This window comes from Micromonospora sp. CNZ309 (assembly GCF_002846525.1).
This window is the reverse complement of record NZ_PJNG01000001.1, coordinates 3,217,403-3,230,698: the sequence shown is the minus strand read 5'-3', so window position 1 is coordinate 3,230,698 and position 13,296 is coordinate 3,217,403. Positions and strand designations below refer to the sequence as shown.

Sequence of the window (13,296 nt, the reverse complement as noted above, 5' to 3'; positions counted from 1 at the left end):
GCGGGGATGTCGCAGGTGCGGGCTAGCCTGCGGGGATGGGTCGCAGCCAGTCGTTGCCCCGGGGCGGCGATCCCCGGTTCGGGCCGGACGCCGACGATTCCGGCTGCCCGATCCTGCACGTCGACATGGACGCCTTCTTCGCCTCGGTCGAGGTCCGGCGCCGTCCGGAGCTGCGCGGTCGGCCCGTCGTGGTCGGCGGGACCGGCCCGCGCGGGGTGGTGAGCTCCGCCAGCTACGAGGCCCGGCGCTACGGCGTACGCAGCGCGATGCCCACCGCGCGGGCCCGGGCGCTCTGCCCGCAGGCGGTCTACCTGCCGCCCGACTTCCCGCAATACTCGGCGGCCTCCACCGCCGTCATGCAGATCTTCCGCGACGTGACCCCGCTGGTCGAGCCGCTCTCCCTGGACGAGGCGTTCCTCGACGTGGCCGGCGCCCGGCGGCTGTTCGGCCCGCCTGCCGCCATCGCCCGGCGCATCCGTGAGCGGGTCGCCGCCGAGCAGGGGCTGACCTGCTCGGTCGGCGTCGCCCCGAGCAAGTTCGTGGCCAAGCTCGGCTCTACCCGCGCCAAGCCCGACGGCCTGCTCGTCGTCCCGGCCGCCCGGGTGCTCGACTTCCTGCACCCGCTGCCGGTGTCGGCGCTGTGGGGGGTGGGGGAGCGGTCCACCGAGACGCTGCGCCGGTTGGGCCTGGCCACGATCGGCGACCTCGCCGCGGCGCCGATGGGCATGCTGCGTAAGGCGCTCGGCGAGGCGGCCGCCACCGGGCTGCACGAGCTGGCCTGGGGACGGGACCCGCGCCGGGTCAGTCCGGAGCACGTGGAGAAGTCGATCGGCGCCGAGGTGACCTTCGACGTCGACGTGGGTGACCCGCTGGAGATCCGCCGGGCGCTGCTCGCGCTCGCCGAGAAGGTCGGCGTCCGGCTGCGCCGGGCGGGGCAGGTCGGGCGCACCGTGTCGCTCAAGGTGCGGCTGGCCGACTTCCGCACCGTCAGCCGCTCCCGCACGGCCGGCACACCGACCGACGTCGCCAGGGAGATCTTCGACACCGTCTGGGCGCTCTACACCGCGCTCGACCCGGGTGAGCCCATCCGACTGGTCGGCGTACGCGTCGAGGGGCTCGCCGCCGCGCGGGAGACCCCGCGACAGCTCACCCTCGGCGCGCCCGAGCGGGGCTGGCGGGAGGCGGAGGCCGCAGCCGACGCCGCGGCTGCCCGTTTCGGGCGGTCCGTCATAGGTCCGGCCAGTCTGCTGGGGCCCCGGGACGGGCGACGAAATGAAAATCCTCCCCGGCCGTAGGTCGTCCCGCTTTCCGACGCGCGGGGGCCCTCGTAGACTTGCGGGTAAGCAGCCGGTTGGCTGCCACGGTCTGTCGGCCCGCCCGGGCCGACCAACGTGACCGGGGAGGAGTGCCGTGCCGCTCTCGGAGCACGAGCAGCGGCTGTTCGAGCAGATCGAGCGGTCGCTTGCCGAGGACCCCAAATTCGCCTCGGCCGTGCGCGCCAGCGATCCGCGCTTCCACGCGCGGCGTCGCCTGCTCGTCGCTGCCGGCTTGATGATCGCCGGGCTGGCCCTGTTGGTCTACGGCGCGGTGATCAAGCTTCCGCCGCTGGCAGTGGCGGGTTTCGTCGTCATGCTGGCCTCGGCCGCGTTTGCGGTGCAGTCGCATCGTCGGGCGCAGTCGCCCGACCTGCACGTCGTCGGCGGGACGACGAGTCGTCGTCGCCCCCGAGGTCGGTCGGGTCGCCGGCCCTCGATCCTGGATCGGATGGAGGACCGGTGGCGGCAGCGCCCGGAGGGACACCGCTGAGCCCGGCCTACCGCTGAGCCCGGCCCGGACCGGCACTGAGCCGGGCCGCGCCGACGAGTCGGCCGCCGGCACGCCCGGCGGCCCTGACGATTCCGCACGCCCTCGGGCGTGCCTCTTCGCATGTCCGGCCGGCCACGCCCGCCGGCCCTGAGGCCCCCCCGCCCGGGCCCGCTCGGCTCCCGCCGGCCCTGCGCCTGAGGGCAATCCGCGCTCCACCGGTACCGCCACCGACGCCATGCTGCGCATCCCGTTTCGCCGGCTCGGCCGGGCACCCGTCTCGGCGTGGCCCCGCGAACGCGACGGGCCGGTAGGGCGAGGACGCCCTACCGGCCCGTTCGGCCGTCGGTCAGCGGGCCATCCGGCCGGCCAGCAGGCGACGCGGGCTCCAGCGCAGCAACCGGTGCCGGGCCCGTCCGCCCGCCGCCACCAGCCGGGACGACGCCTCCGCCGTGCCCGTGCGCCAACGCAGCAGCACCGACGGCGGCAGCACCGCCGCCACCAGGCGGGTGCGCCGGTCGGCCCGCGCGGCGAGCGCGGCGCGTACGGCGCGCAGGGCCGGCAGGAGTTGCTCACCGGTCAGCGGGTCACGGGCGTAACGCGCGCGTTCCTCGGCGCGGCCGAGCAGGCCTACCGCCGTGACCGCCTCCGCGTCGGCCGTGAGCGCCTCCCGGGACAGCCGACCGGCGGTCGCCCTGGGGGTCTCCGTGCGGTCGATCCGGACCCGGTAGTCCACCAGCGTGTCGAGCAGTTCGTCCCAGGCGGCGTGCGCGTCCGCCCGCGCCCGCTCCGCGTCCGCCAGCACCACCATGCGCCGCCCGTCCGCGGGCGCGTCGCCGGCCGCCTCGGGGCGTACCGGCGTCGCGGCCGGGGCCGCCGGGCCGCTGCGCCGCCGACGCAGGGTCGCCCGCCGCAGGGCCGGCAGGGTGAGCAGGACGAGCAGGACGAGCACCGCACCGGCGGCGTACCAGGGCCAGACCGGACGCTGCTCGGCCGCCGCCGCGTCGCCGAGGGCCAGACCGGAGTCGAAGTCCTCCTCGGGCCCCGCCGGCCCCGCCGGGCCGGCCGACGGGTCGGCGCCGCCGGGGGCACTCGACGTGCCGGGGGCCGGCGCCTGCTCCTCCGGGGCGTCGATGTCCGGCGCCCAGGCCGAGCGGGTCGAGCCCTGCACGCCGTACGCGGGGGTGGCGTCGAACGGCACCCAGCCGACCTCGTTGAAGTAGACCTCCGTCCAGGCGTGCAGGTTGCGGTTCGTCAGGGTGTACGTGCCCTCGCTGGAGTTGCTGCCGTTGGCGAAGCCGAACGCCACCCGCGCCGGGATGCCGGCGGCCCGGACGAGCCACGTCATCGCGGCGGCGTACTGCTGGCAGAAGCCGACCTTGTTGTCGAGGAAGTCGACGATCTCCCGCCCGCTGGTGCCGCCCTTGGTGCTCAGCGAGTAGGTGAAGCCGTTGTCCGAGGAGAAGTGGTCGTAGATCGCGCGGACCTTGTCGTACTCGGTGTCCTTGCCCCGCACCAGCGTGGAGACCAGCTCCTCGACCTCGGGCACCGGCGGCGGAGTGGGGTGCAGGCGCCGTACGGCGTGGTCGGCCGGCAGCGGCGGCGACCGGCGCAGGGCCGCCGGCGTGTAGGTCGAGCGCACGTACTCGAACGCGTAGCGCCGGTCGCGTGAATTGTCCCGGTTGGAGAAGATCACCTGGAGGCTCGGGTCGTACGCCCAGTTGCCGTTCAGTTCCTCGGTGCGCACCGGTTCGGTGTAGACCGGCAGCAGCGGCATGGTGAGGTTCTTCGTCACCTCGACCGTGGCCTGGTACTTCCGCTGCTCCGCGCCCCGCGCGGACGGCGCCGGCAGGTCGTCGACGGGGCGCCCCGTGGGGGTGCCCTCCCGGAAGCCGCTCGGCGTGAGCTTGTCGGCCACCCCGAAGCGCAGGTAGAAGGGGTTGGGCTCGTTCGTGGTGACCTTGACCAGGTCGGCGACCTCGGACTGGTTGAGCTGCCCGCTCAGCGCCGCGAAGAGGTCGATCCGGCCGGTCCCGCCCTGCCCGGGGCGCCCGTTGCCGTTGCCGTTGCCCGAACCCGCGCCCAGCGTGTCGAGCAGCCCGCCCGTCATGCCCGGTACGGCCAGCGGCAGCAGCACGGCCAGCGCCACCCCCACCGCGGCCAGCCGCCGCCCGGCGGCGGCCAGCGGCGACGCCTCCCAGACGTCGACGTCGCGCCCGTCGCCGGTGAACCGCCGGCCGAACCGGCGGACCCGCTCGACGTTGTCGGTCACCAGCAGCCAGAGGAAGCCGGCGGCGCCGACGACGAACGGCACCGCCGGGACGCTGTCCACGTAGACCGCGACGGGCACCGAGTAGATCGCCAGCATCGGCAGGCCGGCCAGCGCCGGGCGACGCAGCCCGACGGCGAGCACGTCGACCACCACGGCCACCCCGCCGATCCCGAGGACCGTGACGAACAGCAGCGGATCGGTGTCGGGCACCTTGACGCCGTAGGAGCGCATGTCCTCCAGCGAGTTGTCGAGCAACTCGCCGAAGTGCGTGAAGGTCGACGGGGTGGGTACGATGCCCAGCAGCTCGCCGCCGCCGGGAAAGAGCCAGGTGAGGGCCAGCGTCAGGCCGGCCAGCATGCCCAGCGCCTGGCCCCAGAGCGGAACGCGCGCCGCCCGGGCGAGCGCGGCGACGGCGGCGACCACCGCCACCGCGATCGTCGCCTGGATCAGCCACGTCCAGCGTTCGAAGATGGCCGACAGCGGCGCGGCGGCGAGCAGCGTCGCCACGGCGGCCACGAAGCCCAGGTTCCGGTGGGCGATCATGAGGGGACCCTTCCGTTCATCGCATGCCCCCGGCCACCGTCTCGGCCATGGCCGCCCGCAGCGCGAAGCCCTGCGAACCGCGGGCCGCCTGCGGCCACAGCGCGGGCAGCAGCGTGCCGTGGTCGACCCCGATGACCCGCCAGCCGCTCTGCAACATGGCCAGGGCGGCGGCGCCGTGCGCGTGATCGGCCTCGGCCCGGGCCTTGGCGGGCAGGTTGAGCCAGGTGGAGCTGTCGAGCAGGAAGCCGACGCAGGTGGCGCCGTTGCCGCGCAGCCCGGCCAGCAGCTCGGCCTCGGCCGTGCTCACCGAGCCGAACAGCCCGATGATCAGGCCGCCGTCCGCCCGTTGCCGCACCCGCTGCACCAGGGTGGTGAGCTCGCCCTTCTTGTCGAGCCGCACCTCGGCGAGGTGGTCGAGGAGCACCCCGTCGCCGGTCGCCTCGGAGGCGTCCACGTCGGCGCCGGAGCCGGTGACCAGACGCAGCTTGTAGCCGGCCTGCCGCAGGTGCACCGCGATGCTCGCGGCGGCGGAGACCGCCCACTCGAAGGAGGCCGTCGGCCCGTCGCCGCGGTGGCCGTACGCGCGGGTGTCCAGCACGACGGTGGCCCGGCTCTCCCAGGGCTGCTCCTCCCGGCGCACCATCAGCTCGCCGGTGCGCGCGGTCGACTTCCAGTGCACCCGGCGCAGGTCGTCGCCCATCCGGTACTCCCGGGTGGCGGCGTCGTCCTCGCCGTGCACGGCGACGGAGCGGGCCCGGCTGTCGCCGCTGCCGGCGTACTCGCCGGGCAGACGCACCGAGGGCAGCGGGGTGACCTGCGGGATGACGGTCAGGTGATCGGTGCTCGGGAACGCGCGGCTCAGCTCGCACAGCCCGAACGGGTCGGTCATCCGGACCACCAGCGGGCCCACCTCGTAGCGCCCGCGCACGTCGGCGCGCACCGTGTAGGCCACCGAGCTGGCCTGGTGGGCGCCGAGCCGCTCCAGCACCACGCGGGGCCGGCTGCCCAGCGCGTACGGCAGCCGGTCCTCCAGCAGCAGGGTGCCGGTGGGCAGCCGGGACATGTTCTGCAACCGCAGCACCACCCGGGAACTCGCCCCGACGGGCACCCGGTGCGGGTCCAGCGACCGGTTGCAGGCCAGCTTGTAGCGGCTGCGCCCGACGTAGGCCGCCGCCAGCAGCGGCAGGACGGCCAGCAGCACGGCCACCCGGAGCAGGTCCTTCTCGCCGAGGATGCCGGCCGAGACCGCCGCCGCGACCGCGGCCGCGAGGAACGAACGGCCGCGGGTGGTCAGCCCTCGCAGCCCGTCGCGCACGTCACCGCCTCCGCGGCTCGTACGTGGCTCGGCCGTTGCCCTCGCCCGTCGGGCGGGTGTCGTACGGGGAGCGCCCGCGGTCGTGCGGCAGCGGCAGCCGGTGCACCAGCTCGGAGACGATCGCGTCGGTCGTACGCCGGGCGAGCTGGGCGTCGGCGGTGGGGATGATCCGGTGCGCGAGCACCGGCACGGCCAGCACCTGGAGATCGTCGGGCAGGACGTAGTCGCGCCCCTCCAGGGCGGCCACCGCGCGGGCGGTGCGCAGCAGCTGGAGGGTGGCCCGGGGGGAGGCCCCGAGGCGCAGGTCGGCGGCCTCGCGGGTGGCGGTGACCAGGTCGATCGCGTACTGCTTGACCGCGTCGGCGACGTGCACCTGGCGGACGTGGCCGATCAGCTGCCGCACGGTGTTGGCGTCGGAGACCGGCCGCAGCTCGTCCAGCGGGTCGGTGGCGCCGTGCCCGTCGAGCATCGCCAGCTCGGCGCTCGGGTCCGGGTAGCCCATCGCGATGCGGGCGGTGAAGCGGTCGCGTTGCGCCTCGGGGAGGGGATAGGTGCCCTCCATCTCGATCGGGTTCTGCGTCGCGACGACCATGAACGGCGTCTGGAGGTGGTAGGTGACGCCGTCGACGGTGACCTGGCGCTCCTCCATGCACTCCAGCAGCGCGGACTGCGTCTTCGGCGAGGCGCGGTTGATCTCGTCGCCGACGACCAGGTTGGCGAAGACCGCGCCGGGACGGAACTCGAAGTCGTGCGTCTCCTGGTTGTAGACGCTGACGCCCGTGACGTCGCTGGGCAGCAGGTCGGGGGTGAACTGGATGCGGCGCACGGAGCAGTCGATCGAGCGGGCCATGGCCTTGGCGAGCTTGGTCTTGCCGACGCCGGGCACGTCCTCGATGAGCAGGTGGCCCTCGGCGAGCAGGACGGCCAGGGCGAGCCGCACGGTGGCGGTCTTGCCCTCGATGACCTGCTCGATGTTCGACACGATGGCTTCGCTGGCGGCGCGGAACTCGTCGTGCGGCAGCAGGCCGCCCACCTCGTCCCAGGTCTGTTGTGTCACGGGCCTCCTCCTCGTCGCCGGACGGCAGCTCTGTATAGAGCAGCTGGACCCGCCGTAGGGTTCGCGACGCCGAGCCTCGTCTGCCGCAGAAATCTCACTGGTCTCTCAGGCTAACCATGTTTGTCGTCGTCGCCGACCCCTCCCGGTAGTCCGGCGGTCACGCGTGGAAAGTTTCGCCGGTCGGGGGACGCTTATCCCCCTGCTCACCGGGTAGACGCCGCTCCTGATCAGGACGGGAGTGAACATGGCGGACTCGGCGTTGCCGCTCGACGTCGGCTACTGGCTGCTGGCGTTCAAGGACCTCTCCCTGGAGGGCCGGGTCGGCTACGAGGTGGCCCGAGAGTGGCAACGCCGCCGACAGCCGGTGCGGATGCTGCCCAACTGGGACGACAACATGGGCCACGCGCACGCCATCCGGATCGACGCGGAGCGGGGGTTGCTGGAGGCCGGTGCCGACCCGCGCGGCGACGGTGCCGCCGTCGGCTACTGATCGCCGTCCGGCATGATCCTGGCGGTCGCCCTCGTCTGGCAGGTCGTGCTCGCGGCCTGCGTACCCCTGCTGACCCGTCGGCTGGGCCGCGACGCCGGGTATCCGTTGGCCGCCGGGTTCCTGCTCACGGCCGGGCTACTGCTGCTTCCGCTCCCGGTGCTCCTCGCCGACGCGACGGTCACGGTCGACTGGAGGTGGTTGCCCTCGCTGGACGTCTCGGCCGCCCTGAGGATGGACGCCCTGGCCCTGGTGTTCGCCCTGCTGGTGCTCGGGGTGGGTGCCCTCATTCTGGCCTACTGCCCGCGCTATCTGGGTAGCGGAGCGCCGCACACGCGGACCTACCTGCTGCTGACCCTGTTCGCGACCGCGATGCTCGGTCTGGTCCTTGCCAACGACCTGCTGGTCCTGTTCGTCTTCTGGGAACTGACGTCGGTGCTGTCCTTCGTACTGATCGGGCAGGGCCGGCCGGCCGCCGGACCACCGGCGGTACGGGCGTTACTGGTCACCTCGGGAGGCGGGCTGGCCCTGCTGACCGCCGTCGTGATCCTCACGCTCGACCTCGGCACCAGCGACCTCGGCCGTATCCTCGCCGAGCCCGAGCGGCTGGAGGGCGGCCCCGCCTGGGCCGTCGGCGCGCTGGTGCTGGTCGCGGCCTTCACCAAGTCGGCGCAGGTGCCGTTCCACTTCTGGCTGCCCGGTGCCATGGTCGCCATCACGCCGGTCAGCGCCTACCTGCACGCGGCCACCATGGTCAAGGCCGGCATCTACCTGCTGATGCGGTTCTCCGCCTTGTTCGGCGGTCGGCCCGCGTGGAACCTGACGCTGCTCGCGGTCGGCCTGCTGACCGCCGTGCTAGGAGCCTTTCTGGCCCTGCGCCAGTACGACCTCAAGGCGCTGCTCGCGTACTCCACGGTGAGTCAGCTGGGTCTGATCATCGGGGTCGTCGGAGTGGGCAGCCCTGCCTCGGACGCCGCCGCGATCCTCTACACCGTCGCACACGCGCTGTTCAAGGCGACATTGTTCATGCTGGTCGGCATCATCGACCACGAGGCCGGCAGTCGGGACATCCGCGAGTTGTCCGGACTGCCCCGGGTCATGCCCGCGACGGCGGTGTTCACCGCCATCGCCGCCGCCACCATGGCCGGTCTGCCGCCGACGATCGGGTTCGTCGGTAAGGAGGCGATCTTCGAGGCGCTGGCCGAGGCTTCCCCGCTACCTTGGTCCGGCCAGGTGGCGGCCGGGCTCGGGGTACTGGCCTCCGTGCTGACCTTCGCGTACGCGGCCCGCCTGGTGCACGGCGTCTTCACCGGTCCGCTACGCCAGCAGGGGCTGCGACCGCCACGGCGCTCGTTCGTGGCTCCGGCCGGCGTGGCCGCCGTACTGGCCGTCGCGCTGGGACCCTCCGTAACCGTGCTGAGTCCGCTCGTCCAGCGCGCCGCGAACGACGCCCGACCTCAGGGTGAACCGCCGTACCTGGCGTTCTGGCACGGCTTCACCCTCGCCCTCGGGCTCTCCGCGCTCACCGTCGGGCTCGGGACGCTGCTCTTCGTCTTGCGCGCCCGGGTCGACCGGCAGTTGCGCCGCCTGCCCACCACGACGCCCTTCGCCGTCTGGTTCGAGGCCGGCCGTCTTCGACTGCTGCGTCTCGGCGCCCTGGTCGCCCGGCCGGCCCGGGCGTACGGCCCGGCGACGTTCCTGCTCCGGCCGGTGCTCGCCGTGCCGGTGCTGGCCGTGGCCGCGGTGGTGGGCATCGGTTCGCTGCCGCCGCCCGCTGACGGCGCCAGCCGTCCCGGCGACGTGGTGCTGCTGGTCCTGCTCGTGCTGACCCTGGCCGGGCTGGTCATGGTGCGCTCGGCGCTGGGCGCGGTCGGCCTCACCGGCGCGGTCGGACTCCTGCTCTCCGTCTGGTTCGTGACCGCCGGGGCACCCGACGTCGCACTCACGTTGATGCTGGTCGAGGTGCTCACCACCATCGTGGTGATGCTGGTGTTGCGCCGCCGTCCGCCGCGCCTGCCCCCGGACGGCGTACCTCGTGCCCGGCTGCTCGGCGCGGCGCTGGCCGGGGTGACCGGACTGGCCGCGGCGGCCGGCACCGTGGCGTTGACCGGCCGCCGTGACCTGTCCGACCCGGGCCGCTTCCTGCTGGCCGAGGCGGCACCCGTCACCGGCGGTAGCAACGTGGTCAACACGATCCTGGTGGAGTTCCGCGCGCTGGACACCCTCGGCGAATCGGTGGTCCTGGCGGTCGTGGCGCTGGGGCTGGTCTCGCTTTCCGACCAGGTCACCCGACCGGGACGGGACATCCCCGCCCGTCCGCCCGACCCGGTTCTCGTGTTCGCCCACCGGCTGCTCGCCCCGGTGACGCTGGTGGTGTCGGGGCTTCTGTTCGTACGCGGGCACGAGGAGATCGGGGGCGGGTTCATCGGCGCGCTGCTGGCCGGGACCGCCGTCGGGCTGGGCCACATCGCGTACGCCGGCAGCCCCGCGCCGCTGCTCGGCCGGCTGCGGACCCGGCCCCTGCTGGTGGCGGGACTGCTGCTCTGCGTCGGTGTGGGGTTGGCGGCGCTGCCGCTGGGCCGCCCGTTTCTGACCCTCGGCAAGGTCGGTCTGCCGGGCGGGGCGACCCTGCCGTTCTCCAGCAGCCTGCTGTTCGATCTCGGGATCTACCTGATCGTCCTCGGGCTGATCGTGGCGGCGGTCCGACGGCTCGACGTGTCGAGCAGACCGGTCCGGGCGGGAGAGCCCGGATGAGCGCCGCCGTCGCCGTCGGCGTGCTGGTGGCCACCGGGGTCTACCTGCTGCTTCAGCGTGGCCAGCTGCGGGTGATCCTCGGTTTCGTCCTGCTCGGGCACGCGGTCAACGTGCTGCTGCTCTCCGCCGGTGGGCTGGGCCGACGTACCCCCGCCTTCGACGGCGCCGGCGAGGAGATGGGGGACCCGCTGCCGCAGGCGTTCGTGCTCACCGCCATCGTGATCAGCTTCGGCGTCACGCTCTACCTGCTCGGGCTGCTCGGCGTGGACGACCCGCCCGGCGCCGAGGAGGAGACCGGCGACGGCGACCAGACCGTCAACGGCCAGCACGGCACCGAGGGGGGCACGCGGGGCGGGCACGGCGGCGAGGGCGGGGGAGGACGGTGAGTCGCCTGCTGGTTCTGCCGTTCGCCGCTCCGTTGCTGACCGCCGCGCTGCTGCTCGCCGTACCGCGGCGACGGTCGGCGCACCGGTCGGCCGGTCTCGCGGTGACCGCCGGCGTCCTCGTTCTGGCGGTGGCGCTGCTGGTGGTCACCCGCGACGGCACGGTGCTGGTCGAGCGGGTCGGCGGCTGGCGTCCCCTGGTGGCGATCGGCTTCGCGGCAGACGCGCTCAGCGCGCTGATGGTCACGGTCTGCGCGGTGGTGGTGCTGGCCTGCCTCGCCGCGTCCGGTCACGAGCACGATCCTCTCCTCGTGCCGCTGGTCCTCGTGCTGTCGGCCGGCGCCTACGGCGCGTTCCTCACCACCGACCTGTTCAACCTGTTCGTGCTGGTCGAGGTCATGCTGGTGCCGTCCTACGTGCTCATCGCCCTGGGCGGCGGCAGCACCCGGCTCGGAGCCGCACGCGTCTACGTGGCGACGAACCTGCTGGCCTCCACGATCCTGCTGGCCGGGGTCGGCCTGGTCTACGGGGTGACCGGCACGGTGCGCCTCGCAGACCTAGCAGCCGTCGCCCGTGACTCGCCCACCGCGGCCGTGGCCGCCGGCGTCGTACTGTTGGCGCTGGCGGTCAAGAGCGCCGTGGTGCCCTGGCACGACTGGCTGCCCAGGACCTACCCCGAGGCTCCGCCCGTGGTTCTCGCGCTCTTCTCCGGGCTGCTCACGAAGGTCGGCCTCTACGCCCTGATCCGGATCTACGCCGTCGTGTACGACGGCGATGCGGCGTACGGCCGGGTCATCGCAGCGGTCGCGCTGCTCAGCATGGTGGTGGGAGTGCTCGGGGCGCTCGGGGAGGCCACCGTGCGCCGAGTGCTCACCTTCCACATGGTCAGTCAGATCGGATACGTCCTACTGGGACTGGCCCTGTTTACGGCAGCGAGTCTCAGCGCGGCGGTCTTCTACCTAGTGCAGTACATCCTGGTGAAGACGGCGCTCTTTCTCTGCGCCGCGGCGGTGCACGCCGGACACCGGACCGACCGGCTGGATCGGCTGACCGGCCTGTCCGGCATCCATCCCGTGCTGGCGCTCGCTTTCGCCGGCGCCGCGCTCTCGCTGGCGGGACTTCCCCCGTTCTCCGGGTTCGTGGCGAAGTTCCTGCTGATCAGGGCGGTGGGCGATGCCGGGCAGTGGGTCGCGGTGGCGGTGGCCGTCGGCGTCAGCCTGCTCACCCTGGCCTCGATGCTCAAGATCTGGGGCACCGCGTTCTGGGGGGAGCCACCCGCTCCGGACGAGGCCGTCGCGACTCGCCCGCCGGCCCGGATGGTGCTGCCGGCGTTGACCTTGGCGGTCGGTTCCCTGCTGCTCGGGGCGCTGGCCGAACCCCTGCTCGGGCTGGCTGACGCCGCAGCGGCCGGTCTGCTCGACCTGGACGGCTACCTACGGGCGGTGAGCGGCCGATGAGCCTGGACGTGGTGCGGCGGACGGTGGTGCGGACCGGGCGGGTCGTGTGCTTCCTCGGGTGGTACGCCACCCGTCTGGTGCTGGCCAATCTGGTGGTCGCCCGGGAGATCCTGACCCCGGGCTGGCGGCTGCGCCCGGCGATCGTCCGGGTGCCGCTGACCGAGGTGAGCGACACCGAGGTGGTGCTCATGGCGCTCTGCGTGGGGCTGACTCCGGGCACCCTCGCGGTGGCGGTGCGGACGTCCCCGCCGGTGCTCTTCGTGCACGGCATGTACGCCGAGGATCCGGACGGGTTCCGCCGCGAGATCGGTGAACTTGAGCAGAAGCTGCTGCTGGCCGCCCGGCCCGTCGGCAGAGGGCCGGCGGGACCCGCGCCCGCGGTCGGCGATGTGGATGGGAGGTAGGGACGTGTTCCTGCTCGACGTGGCGCTCGTCGTCCTCGCGCTGTCGGCGCTGCCGGTGATCTGGCGGTTGGCTGTCGGTCCGACCGACGCCGACCGCGCGGCTGCCCTCGACCTGGGCTTCTTCGTCGTCCTGGCCGCGATGGCCGTGCTGGCCGCCCGGTTGGACTTCCCGGCTCTGCTGGACCTGGTGCTGACCGGCACTCTGGTGGCCTTCCTGGCGACGGTCGCGCTGGCCCGCCTGGTGTATCGGCGGCCGCGCTGATGCGTACCGTGCTGGCGGCTGTTCCGCTGCTCGTGGGCACCGGGCTGATCGCGGTCAGCGCGCTCGGCCTGCTGCGCTTGCCAGACGTCTACAACCGGATGAACGCGGTGGCCAAGGCGGCGAGCCTGGGCGTGGTGTGCGTCCTGGTGGGAGTGCTGGTGCTGGTGTTCGACGCGCGGAGCGCGGTGGTGGTCGCCGTGGCGGTGGGGCTGCAACTGCTCAGCGCTCCCGTCGGCGGCTACGCGTTGGCCGTGGCGTCCTACCGCGCGGGCGCTCCGTTGGCCGCGATGACCTGGTACGACGACCTCGCCGACGCCGACGCCGACGCCGACGCCGACGCCGACGCCGACGCCGACGCCGGGTCGCCCTCGGGGCTTCGAGGCGACCGGTCGGGTGGCGCCGCGGGCGGCGGACCCGCCGACGGGTAACCGTCTCGCCGCCGCCTGCGCGCCGACGGTAGACTGCGAGGCATGTCCGTGGCCGGTCTGCTTCTTACCGAGCCGTGTTGACGCGCTGATCCGCGACAGCACGGCCGCCCCTCCTGCGCGAGGGGCTTTTT

General features: G+C 73.6%; 11 protein-coding genes and 1 pseudogene. 9 read left to right on the top strand and 3 right to left on the bottom strand.

The window, feature by feature from the left end:
* The first annotated feature begins 35 nt into the window (after positions 1–35).
* Together CLT72_RS13005 and CLT72_RS13000 are read left to right on the top strand one after the other, a co-directional pair.
* Positions 36–1,295, top strand: coding sequence for a DNA polymerase IV (locus CLT72_RS13005; RefSeq protein WP_101411914.1), 1,260 nt, complete (start codon positions 36–38; stop codon positions 1,293–1,295).
* A 115-nt stretch (positions 1,296–1,410) separates the two neighbouring features.
* Positions 1,411–1,806 (top strand): DUF3040 domain-containing protein, encoded by a 396-nt coding sequence (locus CLT72_RS13000; protein WP_101411912.1) that lies wholly within the window; start codon positions 1,411–1,413, stop codon positions 1,804–1,806.
* A 346-nt stretch (positions 1,807–2,152) separates the two neighbouring features.
* On the opposite strand, the gene CLT72_RS12995 is transcribed toward CLT72_RS13000, so the two are convergent.
* The 3 genes from CLT72_RS12995 to CLT72_RS12985 are packed head-to-tail and all read right to left on the bottom strand — an operon-like array spanning position 2,153 to position 6,990.
* Positions 2,153–4,618, bottom strand: a complete 2,466-nt coding sequence (locus tag CLT72_RS12995; protein ID WP_101411910.1) for a transglutaminaseTgpA domain-containing protein — start codon at positions 4,616–4,618, stop codon at positions 2,153–2,155.
* Between the two features lie 16 nt (positions 4,619–4,634).
* Entirely contained in the window at positions 4,635–5,933 is a 1,299-nt protein-coding gene (locus CLT72_RS12990) for a DUF58 domain-containing protein (protein WP_101411908.1), read from the bottom strand.
* 1 nt (position 5,934) lies between these two features.
* Complete coding sequence (locus CLT72_RS12985) at positions 5,935–6,990, bottom strand: AAA family ATPase (RefSeq protein ID WP_101411907.1); 1,056 nt, start codon at positions 6,988–6,990, stop codon at positions 5,935–5,937.
* A gap of 244 nt (positions 6,991–7,234) precedes the next feature.
* Between CLT72_RS12985 and CLT72_RS12980 the strand changes: the two genes are divergently transcribed.
* From CLT72_RS12980 to mnhG, 7 genes and pseudogenes are all read left to right on the top strand, one after another.
* Complete coding sequence (locus CLT72_RS12980; protein ID WP_101411905.1) at positions 7,235–7,480, top strand: hypothetical protein; 246 nt, start codon at positions 7,235–7,237, stop codon at positions 7,478–7,480.
* A 12-nt stretch (positions 7,481–7,492) separates the two neighbouring features.
* On the top strand, positions 7,493–10,231 hold the full coding sequence (mbhE, locus tag CLT72_RS12975) for a hydrogen gas-evolving membrane-bound hydrogenase subunit E (protein WP_101411903.1): 2,739 nt from the start codon (positions 7,493–7,495) through the stop codon (positions 10,229–10,231).
* On the top strand, positions 10,228–10,617 hold the full coding sequence (locus CLT72_RS12970) for a sodium:proton antiporter (protein ID WP_101411901.1): 390 nt from the start codon (positions 10,228–10,230) through the stop codon (positions 10,615–10,617). Before mbhE ends, CLT72_RS12970 begins: the two co-directional genes overlap by 4 nt.
* Positions 10,614–12,071 carry a monovalent cation/H+ antiporter subunit D family protein gene (locus CLT72_RS12965; RefSeq protein ID WP_101411900.1) on the top strand — a complete coding sequence of 486 codons (1,458 nt, stop codon included), beginning with the start codon at positions 10,614–10,616 and terminating at the stop codon, positions 12,069–12,071. The genes CLT72_RS12970 and CLT72_RS12965 overlap by 4 nt, the downstream gene beginning before the upstream one ends.
* Positions 12,068–12,475 (top strand): Na+/H+ antiporter subunit E, encoded by a 408-nt coding sequence (locus CLT72_RS12960; RefSeq protein ID WP_101411898.1) that lies wholly within the window; start codon positions 12,068–12,070, stop codon positions 12,473–12,475. The genes CLT72_RS12965 and CLT72_RS12960 overlap by 4 nt, the downstream gene beginning before the upstream one ends.
* A gap of 4 nt (positions 12,476–12,479) precedes the next feature.
* A complete protein-coding gene (locus CLT72_RS12955) occupies positions 12,480–12,737 on the top strand; it encodes a monovalent cation/H+ antiporter complex subunit F (protein WP_101411896.1) in 258 nt (85 codons plus the stop codon).
* Positions 12,734–13,045: pseudogene (mnhG, locus tag CLT72_RS12950) on the top strand (monovalent cation/H(+) antiporter subunit G); the annotation flags it as partial. The gene CLT72_RS12955 and the pseudogene mnhG, both read left to right, overlap by 4 nt.
* Positions 13,046–13,296: the final 251 nt, after the last annotated feature.